Here is a 17,077-nt window from a genome sequence, read left to right on the forward strand (position 1 = left end):
CGAAATGAGACGCATCAGGGCGCGAACGATTGGGAAAGGACGATCAGAGCGCTTCGGCCGTGCCCGCGACGAAGTCCTCCATCTCATCGATGCCGATCACATCGCTGAATCGCACATCGGCGGTCTCCAGTCCACGCAGGGCGGCGGGAGCCTTGGTGCCGGTGGCTTCGGCGAGCACATCCATGCACTCGAAGTCGGTGCCCGTGGCGTCGAGGCCAAGCGATTCGTTGACCACGCGCGGGAATTTGTAGGGGCTCGCGGTGGACAGCAGCACGCGCGGGGTGAGCGGGTCGGCCGGCATCTGCTGCATCACGAAGTAGCCGCAGGCGGTGTGCGGGTCGATCACGTAGCGGTTCTTCTTCCAGCAGTCGGCGATGGCCTGGCGCACCTGATCCTCGTTGGCCCATCCGCAGCCGAACACGTGGCGGATCTTGGCGAGCAGCTCCTCGGGCACCTCGTAGCAGCCGTAGTTCTTGAGGTCGTTCATGAGCATGGAGATCAGACGCGTGTCCTTCTCCGCGAAGTAGTAGAGCATGCGCTCCAGGTTCGAGGAGATGAGGATGTCCATGGACGGGCTGATGGTCTGGAAGAACGGGCGGTTGCGGTTGTACGAGCCGGTGGTCAGGAAGTCGAACAGCACGTTGTTCCTGTCCGAGGCGACCACGAGATGCTTGACCGGCAGGCCCAGCAGTTTGGCGTAGTAGCCGGCCAGGATGTCGCCGAAGTTGCCGGTGGGGACCACGAACTCCACCTCGTCGCCGGTGTTGATGATCTGCTGCTGGAGCAGCTGCGCGTAGGCGGAGAAGTAGTAGACCACCTGCGGAACCAGACGGCCCACGTTGATCGAGTTGGCGGAGGAGAGCACCACGTGCGAGTCGGCGGCGAGCCTGTCCGCCAGCTCGCGGTCGCCGAAGATGCGCTTGACGGCGGACTGGGCGTCGTCGAAGTTGCCCCTGACCGCGGCCACCTTCACGTTGGAGCCGGTCTGCGTGGTCATCTGCAGCTCCTGCACCTGGGAGACCTTGCCCTCCGGGTAGAAGACGGTGATGCCGGTGCCCGCCGCGTCCGCGAAGCCGGCCAACGCGGCCTTGCCGGTGTCTCCGGAGGTGGCGGTGAGAATCATGATCTTCTCGTCCGGGTCGCCCCCGGCCGGCGTGGTGCGGGCCATGAAGCGCGGCAGGATCTGCAGGGCCACGTCCTTGAACGCGGAGGTGGGGCCGTTGAACAGCTCCAGCACAAAGTCGTCGCCCAGGGGCTTCAGGGGCGTGATGGCCGGATCGGACCACTGGCTGCCGTACGCCTCGTCGATGCAGGCCTTGAGCTCATCGGCCGTATAGTCGGGCAGCAGCGCGCCGAGCACGTCGAGGGCGATCTCCTGATAGCTCTTGGAGGCGATGTTCGCAAGGTCCACATGGGTCTGGCCGAGCGAATCGGAGACGAACAGGCCCCCGTCGTCGGCGATGCCCTTGCGAATGGCCTGCTTGGCGGTGAGCGAATCGGTGGTGCTGCGCGTGCTGTGGAAGGTGATCACGGATGCGTCCTTTGCTTGTGGTTCACGGCTTGACTAAGCATCAACATTCTAGCGAACGCGCCGTACGGGCGGCGGACTTGGTCCACATACGGGACAATGGGGCTGGGGAGGGTGCTGCCGTCTCACAACCGCAACAGAGGTTTATTCGTGAGTATGCGGCTGGCGTCAACGTTCGTTGGTGCGCCCGGACGAATATTTTTATGATCGTGGCGGAATGTGGTATCATAAATTGTATAGCTGATTCTAGAAGGGGTTGAGGTTATGCGCGTATTGCAATCGGCGTGGATGACTGTTTGGAATACTGTTCGAGTAGATCGGACTGGCCTTGTCCCATCGAAGCATCCTATACGTCTTGCATTAATTAGCATACCAATAATTGCCATTTTGTATTGGATAGACTTTGGTGGCAGTGTAGAAATATCATTAACAAATATTAATGGCGGTAAGGTCATAGACGCTGGTGGTTATCTTGGCCCGCTGAATGAGTGGGAAATAGCATATACACATGCCATACGACTTGTTGTAATTATTTGTACAATTGGCGCGACTTATATGTTGCGTCGACGCGTTTCTCCATCATGCAGGCAATTGAAGGTTCCTTGGAATATTCAATTGTTGCCCTTTATTGTGGGGCTGTTTATTTTTTAGCGCAGCAAATAGGCTAAGCTTTGTAATCAGTTTTTTTTATGTCTTACTTCAATATAAAGTATCAATATGTTGATACAAGAATGATTACCATCGGGCCTTTTGCTGAGTTTCTCGCTTTTGCTAATAACTTTATTGGGCCGTTGGAGGAAGAAACTGTATTACTGGCATTACTGGTAACTTGTCTGAGGCGTGGCAATATCCCATGGTGGGTTATTTTAATCTTAAATAGCTTGATGCGTGGAGTATTTCATCTATACCAAGGATGGCCCGCACTGCGTGCATTTATATGGCCAATCTTTATTGTTTTGTTGTACCGTTGTACGGGGGCTCTGTTAGGTATCTGTTTGTCTCACTGTGTGTGGGATATGGTTTTGTCTCTTTATCTCGGATATTATGACGTAATTGGATACTATGTCATGTCTTTTTCTCTATTTGTTGTTTTTATTTATATCTCTGTAACAGTGCTAAAAAATGGGACTTTGAATAATAATGAATAGTGGGCTGTTTGGTTTGGCCATTGGTGGTCGTTGATGGCCAAACCAAACAGCTTAATCAGTTCGCCCCGCCCTTGCCGAAGATGCCGCGATCGGCGTGGTGGCCCTGGACGAACCAGTAGGCGAGGCCCACGAAGATCGCGCCGCCGACGATGTTGCCCAGCGTGGCGGCGGAGATGTTGTAGAGGATGCCGGTGACGCTCACCACGGACGCGTCGGCGCCGGAGGGCAGGGCGTAGCCGGTCAGTTTGGCCACGAGGCCCATGGGCAGGAAGAACATGTTGGCCACGCAGTGCTCGAAGCCGCAGGCCACGAAGGCGCTGATCGGCAGCAGGATGCCCAGCACCTTGTCCGCCACGGAGCGGGCCGCAAAGCCGATGCGCACGGCCAGGCACACGAAGATGTTGCACAGGATGCCGCGGAAGAACAGGGTGAGCCAGCTGGGGGAGATCTTGGCCGCGGCGACCGCGATGGCCGTGGTGCCGGCCGCGCCCGCGTTGAGGTCAAGGATGTGCGCGGCGGACACCAGCGCCACCGCCAGCAGGGCGCCCAGCAGGTTGCCGATCCAGACCACGGCCCAGTTGCCCAGCATCGCGCCCCAGCCGATGCGGTGCTCCATCGCGCCGGAGACCATGAGCGAGTTGCCGGTGAACAGCTCCGATCCGCAGCACAGCACCAGCACCAGACCCAGGCAGAAGGCGAGTCCGCCCAGCAGCTTGGCCGCCGCGAAGGACAGGGACGAGTCGGAGGTGACCACGGTGAAGAACAAGGCGCCGAAGCCGATGAAGGCGCCGGCGAACATGGCGGAGACCAGCAGGCGCAGGAATGGGGTGGCCACCTTCTTTTCGGCGGCCGAGTCCACCGCCTCCTCGACCTGGGCGGGGGTGAGCGCGTTCACGGATGGTTGCGGTTGGGACATGACGACGTCTCCTTTTTTCTCTTTCTCTCGCCGGCCCGACATTGGCCGGCGCGCTGCATTGCCGACCAACACCTTAGCGCGTGAAGACCCCATGCGGGCGGCGTTGCCAATCGTTGACCGTCCGATCAGCAGGCCGATCCGCCGACCGTTCCGCCGACCGTTCCGCCGACCGGTCCGCGGGCATCGGATCCGCCGCGGGACCGGGATGCGACTATCATCGTGGCCCATAGTGATTCATAGGCAACCATCGTCCCCAAAGGGGGCGTGCGGGAAAGGGGGTTGGCATGGGGTCATCGGATGATGCGCTCGACCCGGAGGTGTTCCGCCAGGTCTGCGCGAAGGCGGACCGGTCGGCCGAGGCGCAGCGCGCGCTCGCCCAGGCCAACAGCGAGGCGAAGAACGAACTGCTGCTGGCCATTGCGGACGCTCTGGACGAACAGGCCGACCGCATCGCGGCCGCCAACGATCTGGACATGGACGAGGCGTTCGAATCGGGCATGGACCAGGGCAAGCTCGACCGTCTGAAGTTCGGCGTGGAGCGCGTCGCCGCCACCGCGAATGGCGTGCGCAATGTGGCCGCCCTGCCCGACCCGGTTGGGGAAATGGTCCGCGGCCGCAACCTGCCCAACGGCATGAGGCTCACGCAGGTGCGCGTGCCGATCGGCGTGATCGGCATGATCTACGAGGCCCGTCCCAACGTGACCGTGGACGTGGCGGCCCTGTGCCTCAAGTCCGGCAACGCGGTGATCCTCAGGGGCGGTCACGCGGCCGAGCGCACCAACGCGGCCACGCTGTCCGTGATCGCCGGCGTGCTCAGGGACCACGGCTTCGATCCGGCCCTCGTGGCCACCGTTGACCCGTTCGGGCGCCAGGGCGCCACGGCCATGATGGAGGCCCGCGGCCACATCGACCTGCTGGTGCCGCGTGGCGGTGCGGGGCTCATCCAGGCCGTGGTGCGCAACTCCAAGGTGCCGGTCATCGAGACGGGCGCCGGCAACGTGCACATCTACGTGGACCGCTCCGCCGACCTCGCCAAGGCCGTGCCGGTCATCCTCAACGCCAAGACCCAGCGCGTGGGCGTGTGCAACGCGGCCGAGAAGCTGCTGGTGCACCGCGACGTGGCCGAGGCCTTCCTGCCCGTCATCGCCCGCGCGCTCGCCGAACGCGACGTGGAGCTCAGAGCCGACCGCGAGGCGTTCGACATCATCGGCGGCGCGGCCATCGACGGGCTCAGTCTGCTGCATGCCGAGGAGGAGGACTGGGACACCGAGTACCTGGCCCTCAGGATGGGCGTGAAGGTGGTGGACTCGCTGGACGAGGCGATCGACCACATCAACGCGCACTCCACCGGACACACCGAGGCCATCCTCGCGGAGGACTATTCCGCCGTGGAGCGCTTCACCCGCCGCATCGACTCGGCCGTGGTCATGGTCAACGCCTCCACGCGCTTCACCGACGGCGGCATGTTCGGCCTGGGCGCCGAACTGGGCATCTCCACCCAGAAGATGCACGCCCGCGGGCCCATGGGGCTCGAGGAACTCACCACCACCAAATGGATCGGATACGGAACAGGACAGGTACGCGCATGAACGACGACGTGATGAAGGTGCTGGACATCGACACGAGCGATCCGAAGCTCGGCTTCAGGATCGCCTCCGAGCGGCTGAGCATGGTCCGCTACGTCTTCCTGGTGCAGATCGAGGACGGCATCGCCACGGCCGAGCAGCGCGCCTCGCTGGAATACGCGGACGCCGTGCTCATCCGCTGGCCCGACGAGCACGATCCCGACGTGCTTGACCTCGACGAGGCGCAGGTCAGGTTCATCCGCGAGCAGATGACCATCATGGAGCAGTATGTGGGCCGCTTCCGCGCCATGGAGCGCGAGAACGACATCGACGGCATGACGGACACGCTCATCCGCATCACCGAGCGCGTGGCCGAGGTGCGCCGCACGTTCCAGCCCGACTTCCCCCTGCCCACGTTCGCGGAGATCCGCCGCGTGGTCCAGGACGAGTGGGACGAGGAGATGAACCAGATCGACCCGGGCGAGGACGATCCGACCGCCGCGCAGATCAAGAGCGAGGCCCGCGACGAGGAGTCGCAGGCCGCCGAGGTTGCCCGCGAGGAAGCCGCATGAGCGTGGACGAGACCAACATCCCCGCCACCCGCCGCCGCATGTCCGACCTTTCCGCGCTGACCGGCGGGCGCGGCGGGCGCACCTCCACGCGCGGCAACCGCCATGCCGTGCCCCGCGTGGGCATCATGGGCGGCACGTTCGACCCGATCCACAACGGCCACCTGGTGGCGGCCTCCGAGGTGGCGTGGGTGTACGACCTCGACGAGGTGATCTTCGTGCCCACCGGCCGGCCCGTCTTCAAGCTGGACAAGCACGTCACCAACGCCGAGGACCGATACCTCATGACCGTGATCGCCACCGCGTCGAACCCGAAGTTCACGGTCTCGCGCGTGGACATCGACCGGCCCGGCGTGACCTACACCATCGACACCCTGCGCGACATCCGCGCGCTGAGGCCCGACGCCGAGCTGTTCTTCATCACCGGCGCGGACGCCGTGGCGGAGATCGTGCGATGGAAGGACGCGGACCGGATGTGGGACCTGGCCCATTTCGTGGCCGTCACGCGCCCCGGATACTCGTCGAGCATCAAGGGCCTCAACATCGACGCCCTGCCCGAAGGCAAGGTGGACCTTCTGGAGATCCCCGCCCTGGCGATCTCCTCCACCGATGTGCGCCGGCGCAGCGAGGCCGGCGAGCCCGTGTGGTATCTGGTGCCCGACGGAGTGGTGCAGTACATCGGCAAGCACGGCCTGTACGGGCGCGGATGACGGGAGGCCGGTCGCGGCGATCCGCCGACACCGGTACGTAGTCGGCGGTCTGCGGCGATCGTTACACTGTTGAGGGTCAACTACGCGACGTACATTTGGAGACAATGGTGAGCGCAATCCTCGAAGGAAAGCCCGATAAGAATCTCATTCTGGTCACCGGCCGGGCCCATCCCAAGCTGGCGACGGACGTGGCCGAGCAACTCGGCATCGACGTGCTGGAGACCACTGCCTACGACTTCGCCAACGGCGAGATGTACGTGCGGTACACGGAATCCGTGCGCGGCGCAGACGTGTTCGTCCTCCAGACCCATGCGGCGCCGGTGAACAAGGCCATCATGGAGCAGATCATCATGATCGACGCCCTCAAGCGCGCGTCCGCCCGCTCCATCACCGCCGTCTGCCCGCTGCTGGGCTACTCCCGCCAGGACAAGAAGCACCGCGGCCGCGAGCCCATCTCCTGCCGTCTGGTGTTCGACATGCTCGCCACCGCCGGCGCGGACCGCATCATGAGCGTCGATCTGCACGCCGCGCAGTCCCAGGGCTTCTTCGACGGCCCGGTGGATCACCTCATCGCCATGCCGGTGCTGGTGGACTACATCCGCGACCGCTTCCGCGGCCAGCTGGACAACGTGGCGGTCGTCTCCCCGGACGCCGGCCGCATCCGCGTGGCCGAGCAGTGGGCGCAGCGCCTCGGCGGCGGCCCGCTCGCCTTCGTGCACAAGACCCGCGACATCACGCGACCCAACCAGGCCGTCGCCAACCGCGTCGTCGGCGACGTCAAGGGCAAGGACTGCGTGCTCGTGGACGACCTCATCGACACCGCCGGCACGATCGCCGGCGCCTGCAACGTCCTCAGGGACGCGGGCGCCAACTCGGTGACCGTGGTCGCCACCCACGGCGTGTTCTCCGGCCCCGCCATCGAGCGTCTGAAGGAATGCGGCGCGCGCGAGGTCGTGGTCACGGACACCGTGCCGATCCCGGAGGAGAAGCGCTGGCCCGGCCTCACCGTCCTGTCCATCGCCCCGCTGCTGGCAAGCGCCATCCGCGCGGTGTTCGACGACGGTTCCGTGGCCGAGCTGTTCGACACGTACCCCGAACATCACGGCCAGGGCTTCCTGTTCGCCTGATGCTGTTCGGCTGACGTTGCTCGCCTAGCGGACGCAATCCCATCGTGTTCGCCGTGCGCGTGGCGACCACGTCCTTGCGTATGGCATAATAAACACTTGGCGGGTTTCGGCCCGCCGCCTTCCCCCATGGTGTAATGGCAGCACACGGGTCTTTGGAACCCTTTGTCTTGGTTCGAGTCCAGGTGGGGGAACTGCCGAGAATGGGGCCGCTTGCTTCGAAACTTCGAGGCGGGCGGCCCCATTCGCATATCCGGCTCATATCCGGCGAAATCTCACGGAAAGGACATCGAATTCATGGAGCTTTCAGCCGCCATCATCCTGGCCGCGGGCGAGGGGACCCGCATGCGTTCAGCCACGCCGAAGGTATTGCACACCTTCGCCGGCAAGACATTCCTCCACCGGGTGATGGACTCCGTTTCGGCGCTCGACGCCAACGTGCTTGCAGTCGTGGTCCGCTATCAGGGCCAGCGCGTGGCCGAGGCGGCCCGCAGCTACGATCCGGACGTGGTGATCGTCGAGCAGGATGAAATCCCCGGCACCGGACGCGCCGTGCAGTGCGCGATGGCCCAGCTGGCAGCCGGCAGCCCGGACGGCAAGCTCCACGGCCCGGTGCTCATCGCCGCCAGCGACATGCCGCTGCTGGACGCCGACACGCTGCATTCGCTGATCGACTTCCATGCCGCCCATCACGACGGCGCCACCGTGCTCACCACCAAACTGGCCGACCCCACCGGCTACGGCCGCATCATCCGCAAGCAGGACGGCTCCGTGCTGCGCATTGTGGAACAGCGCGACGCCAATGAAAGCGAGCTGGCCGTCAAGGAGGTCAACACCTCCGTTTACGTGTTCGAGGCGGACGTGCTCGAGCAGGCCATCGCCGGGCTGAACTCCAACAACGCCCAGGGCGAGTTCTACCTGACCGACGCCCTGGAGACCGCCCGCGGCCTGGGTCGCGTGGTGGGTGCCTTCGCCGCGCCCGATTCGATGAGCGTGGAGGGCGTCAACGACCGCGTGCAGCTGGCCGCCCTGGCCAAGGCCCACAACCGCCGCGTGTGCGAGCGCTGGATGCGTGACGGCGTGACGATCCTCGACCCTGAGACCACGTGGATCGACGACGACGTCAAGCTGGGCCGCGACGTGACCGTGCTGCCCGGCTCCTTCCTGCAGGGCCACACCGTGGTCGCCGCGGATGCCGTGGTGGGACCGTACACCACGCTGATCGACGCCACCGTGGACGAAGGCGCGCACGTGGAGCGCTCCCGCGTGCAGGAAAGCCATATCGGCGCGCGCGCGAACATCGGCCCGTGGACCTACATGCGCCAGGGCAACGATCTGGGAGAGGACACCAAGGCCGGCGCGTTCGTGGAGATGAAGAAGGCCCACATCGACGAGGGCACCAAGGTGCCGCACCTGAGCTACATCGGCGATGCGCATCTGGGCTCGCACACCAACATCGGCGGCGGCACCATCACCGCCAACTACGACGGCGTGCACAAGAACCACACCGAGATCGGCTCCAACGTGCACGTGGGCGCCGGCAACCTGTTCGTCGCCCCCGTCCAGGTGGGCGACGGCGTGACCACCGGCGCCGGCAGCGTGATCCGCCATGCCGTGCCCCAGGACGCCATGGCCTATTCGGAGAACACGCAGCACGTGGTGGAGGGCTGGAAGCCCGCCTGGGAGCGCTGATCGAATGGCCGCACTGCAAAGCTCCATCGATTCCGTCCGCATCGCCGCGCTCGCCGCGGACAAGATGAAGGCCACCGACATCGTCGCCTTCGACGTTTCCCAGCCCCTGGGCATCACCGACATCTTCATGATCGCCTCCGCGCGCAACGAACGCCAGGTGCTGGCCGTGGCCGAGGAGATCGAGAAGAAGCTGTACAAGGCGGAGAGGCTCCAGCCGCGCGAACGCGAAGGCCTCACCGAGGCGCAGTGGGTGCTGCTCGACTACGGCGACTTCGTCATCCATGTGATGCATGATGAAACCAGGGAGTTCTACAACCTTGAAAGACTCTGGAAGGACTGCCCGCTCATCGAGCTCGATCTTCCCGAGGAGCCCGCGCCGGTCACGGCGCAGGACTCGCCCGAAGCGGTCCGGGCGTAAACCGCAAGGCCGGTCCGGCCCATCCGTCCGGAGCAATCCGTCAATCGAAAGGCGAACCATGGTTTCCATCACCGATCTGTACGGCGACACCGAGCACAGCCATCCGAGGCACGTCTCCACCGTGATCCTCGTGCGTCACGGGCGCACCTCCTACAACCTTGCCGGCCGGTTTCAGGGGCAGGTGGACATCCCGCTGGATGCGACGGGCGAATGGCAGGTCGCCCAGACCGCCAAGGCGCTCAAGTCCCTGTACGTGGATCGCCGCCCCGGCACCAAACAGCTGGTGGTCTGCTCGGACCTGTCCCGCGCCGCCGCCACCGCACACGCCTTCGCCGACCCGCTGGGCCTTGAGGTCCATCCCGACGAGCGCGTGCGCGAGCGCAGCTTCGGCGACTGGGAGGGTGTGGCCGTGACCGAGCTGCGCGAGAAGTACCCCGAGGACTACCGCTCCTACGCCAACTGGCAGGGCGGCGAGCTCAACCATGGTGCCGAACGCCGGCATGACGTGGGGGAGCGCGGCGTGGCGGCCCTGAACGACTGGGCCTACCGCGCCGGCAACGACACCACGCTGTTCGTCTTCTCGCATGGCGCTTGGATCTCGCAGGTGGTGTACACGCTGCTCGGCGACGCCTCGGACAATCCGAACTATTGCGGCGTCGTCTCCATGCGCAACGCCCACTGGGCCCGTCTGTCCCTGACCGACGTGGCCGACGGGCGCGAGCACTGGCGTCTGGTGGACTACAACCACGGTCCGGCCGAAGCGGACACCGAGCAGTGGGACAATCCCTCGCTGTGACTGCGACCTGCGGACAGTGGCCTGCGGAGTGATCCGCAGTCCCGGCCGTAAGGAATATGTAAGGATTCTGCAAATAACCGGCCGCCAACACCCTCCGCGCGCGTAATCCCCAGCGTTTCTGTCTCCCGACGTGCTACCTTGCCTGATTGCACATAATTGTTGTTATCAGGTTCCGTACGCCGGGCGCGGGAGCGCCGGACGCGGAGGAGGTCGTTGGTTGAAAGGTTTCTTCCGGAACATCTCATGGGTGCCCATCACCGCGGGTGCCCTGGCGGCGGTGACGTCGTTCCTGCTGTCGGCCCGGATCGGGCTGGCGGGTTCGGTGATCGGCGTGGCGATCAGTTCCATCGTCACCGCCATTTCCTCTCAGATTTACCAGAACGTGCTTCGCGAATCCACGAAGAAGATCCAGGAGACCGTTGTCGGCGGCCCGGATCCGGACTCGGCGGATGATGCCAAGGACGGTGCCAAAGCCGCGGCCGATGGCAAGTCAGTGTCCGATGCCAAGGCCTCCGATGCGGCCAAGGTCAAGGATGCCGAGGCCGGCTTGGACGCCGCCGAACGCGCCGCGGTGGCGGAGACGATCGCATCGGACGATGCGGTGGGCCGCGTGGCGGTAGGCGAGGCGTCCGCATCCTCCTCCGGCGCGCCGAACGCGCCGCGGGTCGTCGGATCGCACGCCGGCATGTCCCGCCATGTCACCAATTCGGGCGCATTGGCCATGAGCCGCGCGGCCGCCAAACGCAAGCGCACGGCGATCATCATCACCATCGCCAGCGCCCTGCTCGCCGTGGCCGCCACCAGCGCCGTGATCATGCTGGTCACCAACGGGCACGGCACCGACTCCGTGGTGCGCGATCTGGTCAGCACCAGCACCACCACGCAGACGCCCAAGCCCAAGGCGACCGAGAGCACGCCGTCCGGTTCCTCCACGGAGCAGTCCGGCGATGCGGACAAGGATTCGACCTCCGAGTCCACGTCGGAGCCCACCTCGGGCTCCACGGCGGGATCGAACGCCACATCCGGCGCAAACTCGGGCTCCTCGTCCGATTCGGGCACGGCCTCGGGCACGTCCGGCGCCGATTCCGGCACGTCCGGTTCCGGTTCCTCCTCGGGTTCGGGCTCGTCGTCGGATTCCACTTCGGGTTCCGGTTCCTCGTCGTCCAATTCCGGCTCGTCGAATTCGGGGTCCAGCTCGTCCGACTCGGGTAACGGTTCCGGTTCCTCCTCGGGTTCGGGATCATCGTCGAATTCGGGCTCGTCGTCGGATTCCACTTCGGGTTCCGGTTCCTCGTCGTCCAATTCCGGCTCGTCGAATTCGGGGTCAAGCTCGTCCAACTCGGGCAACGGTTCCGGTTCCTCCTCGGGTTCGGGCTCATCGTCGAATTCGGGCAGCGGATCGAACAACAGCGCGTCCGGGACGAACGCCGAATCCTCGGTGAGCGCGGGCACTTCCGCATCCCGCTGACGAGCGTCGGAAGCGGCATCGTTTCATAGGTTTCCGGGCGGTCGCAGCATGGCGCATGCCACGTTGCGACCGCCTTTGCCTTGCTCGTCGGTCCCGCCGCTAGGATGGGTAGCGAACAAGGAGAGTGAATTGAACATCATCGAAGCCATGTCCGCGCGCCACGCCGTGCGCGACTACAGCGACCAGCCCGTCGATGAGGCGACGCTGGACGATCTGCGCAGCCTCGTCGACCAGCTCAACGAGCGTCACGGGCTCAACATCCAACTCGTGATCGACGACGGCGACGCCTTCGGCGAATGTCCGACCCACTACGGGCGCTTCAAGGGCGTGCACCATTGCTTCGCGCTGATCGGCCGCGACGACGATCCCGCCGATCTGGACGAGCGCGCCGGCTACTGCGGCGAGCGACTGGCTCTGGAGGCCGTGATGCGCGGCCTCGACACCGGCTGGGCCGTGCTGCACGAGTCCCGCGAACACGCCGGCGCGTGGCTGCTGGGCGATGATGAGCGCATGCCCGCCGTGATCGCATTCGGCCATGGCAACCGTCCCGGCCGACCGCATCGCAGCAAGCCCGTCCAGGAATTGGGTGCGGTCGAGGGCGCTCCCGCGGACGATCCGCTGGCCGGTGCCCCCGAATGGTTCATCAAGGGCCTTGAAGCCGTCCAGCTGGCCCCGAGCGCGCTGGGCAAGCAGCCGGTCCATTTCACGCTGCTCGCCGACGGCCGCACGGTTCGCGGCGAGGCATTGGAGGGCGTGCAGGCGGAGATCTGCCTTGGCGTGGCCAAGCTGCATTTCGAGCTGGGCGCGGGCGAGGGGAACTTCGTCTGGGCGTGAGCCCGGCATGCCTTCGTTGCTGTGTCCGCGGTGCGTGAGTCGCGGACACAGCGTGCGACACGCGGGCGGTTGCAGACTGAGGAAAAGTGAGTATATTTACTCGAGTTGCTTAACGAGCACGGGGCTATGGCGCAGCTGGTAGCGCATCTCCATGGCATGGAGAGGGTCAGGGGTTCGAATCCCCTTAGCTCCACGATGCGAAGCCTTTGCGATCGGTGGATGTCGAGGGTTTTGCCGCCGGATTCGCGGTGGGCCGTTCGGGCTCGCGGGATCCGATAACTTCACACGGGGCTATGGCGCAGCTGGTAGCGCATCTCCATGGCATGGAGAGGGTCAGGGGTTCGAATCCCCTTAGCTCCACAGACAACAGGGGCCGGTCAGATGATGACCGGCCCTTTATCGTTGGAATGGCGCCATTCCTCAGTCGCCGGCAACGCCATGTCAAACCCCTGAAGCCTGCTTTCGATCACGGCGAATACCAATAGGCGCTCAAAGGTGGCTACCAGAGGAATGCGCCCTTGGCGGATTGCTATTACGCGATGTTGGCCATCTGATGATTTTTCCCTCATGTCCTGTTAAGGTTGCCCGGTTACGATTGATGCATCCTGAAAAGGTGTGGGAGGAATGATGACTCGGAAGAATGTCCGTGCTAACATGACCAGTTCCCAGCGGCTTGCTGCTGGCGGGCGCGGTGTTGGCACCGTGCGGGGCCCTGAAGCGGACACCCTGTATGTGCGCTATGACGGCGAGGTTCTGCGCTCCCATGAAATGGACGTAAAACAGCTTGCCCCGGCTCTCCTATCCCTTGCCAAGGCATTTGACGTCATCCAGAAGGATGTGGCTCCCGAAGCCCGGGTGCATCTCAACGCACAGGCGACCCGCGAGGGCTCCTTCACCATCGACCTGCTTCTTCACTTTGTCAACGAGGCGGAGGGGCTGCTCGCCGGGCCTGGCGTGACCGCGGTGGTCAACGCTTCCGGGCTGATGGCCATTTATTTCGGCGCGGTAAGGCTTGTCAAACGATTTGCCAATCATGTGAACCCGGCGACGGTCGAGGATGCCGGCAGGGACGAGAATGGGCTCGACCTTGTGGACATCATCTTCCCCGATGGGTCGAAGATGCGTGAACTGAAGGCGTCCGTTGAGGCTTTGAAAAATCCGGAGTTCGTCCAGGCCATCAAGGGGGCGGTCGCACCGACATTGGAGGATGGCATCGACCTCGTGCAGTTCCAATCCGGCACGCGCGATGAGACGGTTGATACGGAAGAGGCGGACGCCATCTCCCATTACGATCCCAAGGAGAAAGAGCGTACCGAGGATACCGTGGAGATCGTCATTCAGGCGCTTGATGTGTCCTTTCGGGAGAATGGCAAATGGCGAATCACCGATGGCATCAAGACGCAGTTCGTCACTTTGGCGGACGAGCAGTTCAAGAAGCGTGTGCTTGATGGCGAGGAGGCTATGCGCGCCAATGACATCTACCGCGTGGACATGAGGGTGGAGAAGGCATTGGACGAGAATAACAGACTCACAACGCGTTACGTCGCCATCGTAAAAGTTCATGAGCATCGCGGTGTTGGCGAGCAGCCGACTTTGTTTTGACATTGCAAAGAATAAATGGACAACAGGGGCCGGTCAGATGATGACCGGCCCTTTTTCGTATCCGATCCGTGTGCATCCCATGGGAATCCCGCATTCCATCGTCGTCCTCCTTCCCCCGTTTCCTACACTTGAGGACATCATCTGACGGGGTCGTATGCGAGGAGGTCCGCATGGCTTGGAAACATGCGAAGGATGATGGGGCCGGGCATCGGAGCGCTTCCGGGCGGGACGCCGAGCGCGGTGCCGGCCGCATCGCCGCCGTGCTGGTGATCGCGACGCTCCTGCTGCTGATACTGGGCGGGGGAGCGCTCGCGGTGCTCGGCCGCGGAGGCGTCGCGGCGCTGATCCCTCGCATCCCGAAGACCTCCGGGCAGGTCGCGGCTCCGCAGTCCCAGCCGCCCGCGACCACGCCGCTCGCGATTGTGAAGAGCCCGACCGACTACAACGGCAACGGCATCGATGACACCACGGACATTGTCATCGGCGCCCGCAAGGATGCCGAGGCGGAACCGGCGTACGACGACGGGTATTATGCGGGCGGCTACCCGCCGGCGGACCGTGGGGCATGCACCGATCTGGTGTGGCGCGCCTTCCGCGAGGCCGGCTACGATCTCAAGGCCATGGTGGACGCGGATGTGGCCGCCCATCCGCAGGCCTACCGGGCGGTGGCCCCCAAGCCGGACCCGAACATCGATTTCCGCCGCACCGGCGTGCTGGGCGTGTTCTTCAGCCGATACGGACAATCCCTGACCACGGATGCGGCGGACCATGCGCAGTGGCAGCCAGGAGACATCGTGACGTTCGAGACCACGAAGCACATCGCCGTCGTCTCGGACAAGGCCAGCAGCGCAACCGGCACCCCGTACCTGTTGCACAACATGGGCGCTCCCGACCGAGACAACGACTATCTTGATGCGCCGTTGCGCATGACCGTCACCGGACACTACCGCTTCGACGCGTCGAAGGTGCCGGCCGGCGTGCTGCGCGCCTGGGAGGGCTGAGCCGCCCGCCGCGCGTTTCCGGCATGCCGTCGGCGGTTCAGTTCTTGCGTTTTCTGATGATCGACAGCAGCACGGCGGCGAAGATCAGCGAGAAGCCGACGATCGAGTTCCATGTGATCGCCTCGCCCCAGAACATGGCCGAGAACACCACCGCGAACAGGCTTTCCGTGCACATGATGATCGACGCCTGCGCCGGCGGCACGTGCGCCAGACCGATGTTCTGCATGATCTGCGCGGTCATGGTGGCGCCCAGGAACAGGTAGAGGAACGCGGCGACCACGCTCGGCTGCAGCCATGCGCCGTTGGGCATCGGCTCGGTGAACAGCGCGCCGGCGATGAACAGCACGCCCGCCACGAAGAACTGCACCCAGGTGAGCGCGATCGGATGGAACCGCTTGGCGTAGACGCCCAGGAACGTGAGGTTGAACGCGAAGATCACCGAGGTGGCGATGGTCAGCCAGTCGCCGGTGCTCAGGGCCAGACTGCCGCCGCTTTTGAGGGACACGAAGCCCACGCCGACCAGACAGATCACGGCCGCCACAAGGTTGATCATGCCCGGCCTGGTCTTGGCGACGAGCCAGGAGGCGAACGGCGTGAGCACGCAGTATGCGGCGGTCAGGAACGCGCTGCGGCCCGGGTCGATGGTCTGCAGGCCGATCGTCTGCGTGACCATCGTGCCCCAGTACGTGACGCCCACCACGAGCGCGGGCACGAGGATTTTGGGCGTCAGCGCGGGCAGGATCACGCGATGGAACAGCAGCATCATGCAGGTGCAGGCGCCGAGCACGCGGATGCCCATGAGCCATTGCGGGGGGATGGCCACCATGGCGAATTTCGCGATCAGGTAGCTGCCGCCCCACAGGGCGGCGCAGGTCAGCAGCATGAGCCGCGCCAGATTCGGCGGGAACGTACGCGACCACTTGCTGCGCAACTGCTGGAACCGACTGCGGACTGCCATACTGCCTTGCACTCCTTCAAGTTCATACGTCTGATGTTGTTCTCGGGATGTTCGGCGCCTCGGCGCGCCCATCCGAGAACACACTAGCCGCCGCCGTGTCCCGATTCGCGCATGTCCGGCGGGCGCGTGTCGTCATGAACCCGCCCGCGGGTGATGTTGGTCACAATCGATTGTCGCTGCGCGAAACGCAGGGCGAAAACCGTGCGCAGCGAACCCGTTTTCGGTACGCTAAGAAAGGAATGCACAAGCCTTCGAAAGGAGCCGATATGGCAACCATTACCCCCGAGATCAAGGAATTCATCGAGAACAACCTGGGCTGGATCTCCACCGTGTCCAAGGACGGCCAGCTGGACCTCGGCCCGAAGATGAGCCTGTTCGTGCTCGATGAGAACCACATCGCCTACCATGAGCGCACCGCCGGCCAGGCCTACCAGAACCTCAAGGACGGCTCCCCGCTGGTCATCGCCTACGCCAACCTCGCCGAGAAGAAGGGCTACCGCTTCCGCGGCAACGTGGTCCTGCATGTGGACGACGACATCTACGAGGCCCAGGTGAAGGTCGCCGAGGAGAAGGGCACCAAGAAGCCGGCCGTCATCCCCGTGCTCGAGGTCATCGAGATCCAGGACCTCTCCTCCGGCGCGAACGCCGGCAAGACCATCGCCAAGGACTGATCGGTACCAATCCAGCAATCGGAACGCCCCTTCCGCGCCATGCGCGGCGAGGGGCGTCTTCGTACGCAATCCCCATC

Annotated in this window: 19 protein-coding genes and 3 tRNA genes; 16 read left to right on the forward strand and 6 right to left on the reverse strand. The window is 64.2% G+C overall.

The annotated features are described in order from the left end of the window. Positions 1-43: 43 nt before the first annotated feature. Positions 44-1,531: a threonine synthase gene (thrC, locus tag EMO90_RS00425; protein WP_150353174.1), complete on the reverse strand. Its 1,488-nt coding sequence runs from the start codon at positions 1,529-1,531 to the stop codon at positions 44-46. A 285-nt stretch (positions 1,532-1,816) separates the two neighbouring features. Here thrC and EMO90_RS00430 point away from each other — a divergent pair, with 285 nt between their 5' ends. Both EMO90_RS00430 and EMO90_RS00435 read left to right on the forward strand, forming a co-directional pair. Beyond that, on the forward strand, positions 1,817-2,179 hold the full coding sequence (locus EMO90_RS00430) for a hypothetical protein (RefSeq protein WP_150353173.1): 363 nt from the start codon (positions 1,817-1,819) through the stop codon (positions 2,177-2,179). A 38-nt stretch (positions 2,180-2,217) separates the two neighbouring features. Beyond that, on the forward strand, positions 2,218-2,676 hold the full coding sequence (locus EMO90_RS00435; RefSeq protein ID WP_150353172.1) for a CPBP family glutamic-type intramembrane protease: 459 nt from the start codon (positions 2,218-2,220) through the stop codon (positions 2,674-2,676). Between the two features lie 55 nt (positions 2,677-2,731). Here EMO90_RS00435 and EMO90_RS00440 read toward each other — a convergent pair whose 3' ends face one another. Next, positions 2,732-3,592 carry a formate/nitrite transporter family protein gene (locus EMO90_RS00440; protein ID WP_150353171.1) on the reverse strand — a complete coding sequence of 287 codons (861 nt, stop codon included), beginning with the start codon at positions 3,590-3,592 and terminating at the stop codon, positions 2,732-2,734. Positions 3,593-3,876: 284 nt separating this feature from the next. Between EMO90_RS00440 and EMO90_RS00445 the strand changes: the two genes are divergently transcribed. From EMO90_RS00445 to EMO90_RS00480, 8 genes are all read left to right on the forward strand, one after another. Then, positions 3,877-5,181 carry a glutamate-5-semialdehyde dehydrogenase gene (locus tag EMO90_RS00445; protein ID WP_150353170.1) on the forward strand — a complete coding sequence of 435 codons (1,305 nt, stop codon included), beginning with the start codon at positions 3,877-3,879 and terminating at the stop codon, positions 5,179-5,181. Next, positions 5,178-5,729, forward strand: a complete 552-nt coding sequence (locus EMO90_RS00450) for a phosphoribosylglycinamide synthetase (RefSeq protein WP_150353169.1) — start codon at positions 5,178-5,180, stop codon at positions 5,727-5,729. Before EMO90_RS00445 ends, EMO90_RS00450 begins: the two co-directional genes overlap by 4 nt. Beyond that, positions 5,726-6,436, forward strand: a complete 711-nt coding sequence (gene nadD / locus EMO90_RS00455; protein ID WP_150353168.1) for a nicotinate-nucleotide adenylyltransferase — start codon at positions 5,726-5,728, stop codon at positions 6,434-6,436. Before EMO90_RS00450 ends, nadD begins: the two co-directional genes overlap by 4 nt. 104 nt (positions 6,437-6,540) lie before the next feature. Next, positions 6,541-7,563 (forward strand): ribose-phosphate diphosphokinase, encoded by a 1,023-nt coding sequence (locus tag EMO90_RS00460; protein WP_150353167.1) that lies wholly within the window; start codon positions 6,541-6,543, stop codon positions 7,561-7,563. A gap of 120 nt (positions 7,564-7,683) precedes the next feature. Next, a tRNA-Gln gene (locus tag EMO90_RS00465) sits at positions 7,684-7,754 on the forward strand. A gap of 103 nt (positions 7,755-7,857) precedes the next feature. Continuing rightward, on the forward strand, positions 7,858-9,252 hold the full coding sequence (gene glmU / locus EMO90_RS00470; RefSeq protein WP_150353166.1) for a bifunctional UDP-N-acetylglucosamine diphosphorylase/glucosamine-1-phosphate N-acetyltransferase GlmU: 1,395 nt from the start codon (positions 7,858-7,860) through the stop codon (positions 9,250-9,252). Positions 9,253-9,256: 4 nt separating this feature from the next. Further along, complete coding sequence (rsfS, locus tag EMO90_RS00475) at positions 9,257-9,670, forward strand: ribosome silencing factor (protein WP_150353165.1); 414 nt, start codon at positions 9,257-9,259, stop codon at positions 9,668-9,670. 58 nt (positions 9,671-9,728) lie between these two features. Beyond that, the gene (locus EMO90_RS00480) at positions 9,729-10,466 is read left to right on the forward strand and encodes a histidine phosphatase family protein (RefSeq protein ID WP_150353164.1); all 738 of its coding nucleotides are present in this window, start codon (positions 9,729-9,731) and stop codon (positions 10,464-10,466) included. Positions 10,467-10,631: 165 nt separating this feature from the next. Here the strand turns inward: EMO90_RS00480 and EMO90_RS00485 are convergent, their stop codons facing one another. Both EMO90_RS00485 and EMO90_RS00490 read right to left on the reverse strand, forming a co-directional pair. Further along, positions 10,632-10,820, reverse strand: a complete 189-nt coding sequence (locus EMO90_RS00485; RefSeq protein WP_150353163.1) for a hypothetical protein — start codon at positions 10,818-10,820, stop codon at positions 10,632-10,634. A gap of 18 nt (positions 10,821-10,838) precedes the next feature. Continuing rightward, complete coding sequence (locus EMO90_RS00490) at positions 10,839-11,918, reverse strand: hypothetical protein (protein WP_150353162.1); 1,080 nt, start codon at positions 11,916-11,918, stop codon at positions 10,839-10,841. Between the two features lie 145 nt (positions 11,919-12,063). Between EMO90_RS00490 and EMO90_RS00495 the strand changes: the two genes are divergently transcribed. From EMO90_RS00495 to EMO90_RS00505, 3 genes are all read left to right on the forward strand, one after another. Further along, complete coding sequence (locus EMO90_RS00495) at positions 12,064-12,768, forward strand: nitroreductase family protein (protein WP_150353161.1); 705 nt, start codon at positions 12,064-12,066, stop codon at positions 12,766-12,768. 120 nt (positions 12,769-12,888) lie between these two features. Continuing rightward, a tRNA-Ala gene (locus EMO90_RS00500) sits at positions 12,889-12,961 on the forward strand. A gap of 94 nt (positions 12,962-13,055) precedes the next feature. Beyond that, a tRNA-Ala gene (locus EMO90_RS00505) sits at positions 13,056-13,128 on the forward strand. Positions 13,129-13,145: 17 nt separating this feature from the next. Here EMO90_RS00505 and EMO90_RS00510 read toward each other — a convergent pair. Beyond that, positions 13,146-13,337, reverse strand: a complete 192-nt coding sequence (locus EMO90_RS00510; protein ID WP_150354988.1) for a hypothetical protein — start codon at positions 13,335-13,337, stop codon at positions 13,146-13,148. Between the two features lie 85 nt (positions 13,338-13,422). On the opposite strand from EMO90_RS00510, the gene EMO90_RS00515 reads away from it, so the two are divergent. Together EMO90_RS00515 and EMO90_RS00520 are read left to right on the forward strand one after the other, a co-directional pair. After that, positions 13,423-14,370, forward strand: a complete 948-nt coding sequence (locus EMO90_RS00515) for a hypothetical protein (protein WP_223849855.1) — start codon at positions 13,423-13,425, stop codon at positions 14,368-14,370. A gap of 170 nt (positions 14,371-14,540) precedes the next feature. Further along, positions 14,541-15,371 carry a DUF1287 domain-containing protein gene (locus EMO90_RS00520; protein ID WP_150354987.1) on the forward strand — a complete coding sequence of 277 codons (831 nt, stop codon included), beginning with the start codon at positions 14,541-14,543 and terminating at the stop codon, positions 15,369-15,371. A gap of 37 nt (positions 15,372-15,408) precedes the next feature. Here EMO90_RS00520 and EMO90_RS00525 read toward each other — a convergent pair whose 3' ends face one another. After that, entirely contained in the window at positions 15,409-16,329 is a 921-nt protein-coding gene (locus EMO90_RS00525; protein ID WP_150354986.1) for a DMT family transporter, read from the reverse strand. 266 nt (positions 16,330-16,595) lie between these two features. Between EMO90_RS00525 and EMO90_RS00530 the strand changes: the two genes are divergently transcribed. Beyond that, a complete protein-coding gene (locus tag EMO90_RS00530) occupies positions 16,596-17,000 on the forward strand; it encodes a pyridoxamine 5'-phosphate oxidase family protein (protein ID WP_150354985.1) in 405 nt (134 codons plus the stop codon). Positions 17,001-17,077 lie beyond the last annotated feature (77 nt).

This window comes from Bifidobacterium vespertilionis (assembly GCF_008698145.1).
GTDB classification, from domain to species: Bacteria; Actinomycetota; Actinomycetes; order Actinomycetales; family Bifidobacteriaceae; genus Bifidobacterium; species Bifidobacterium vespertilionis.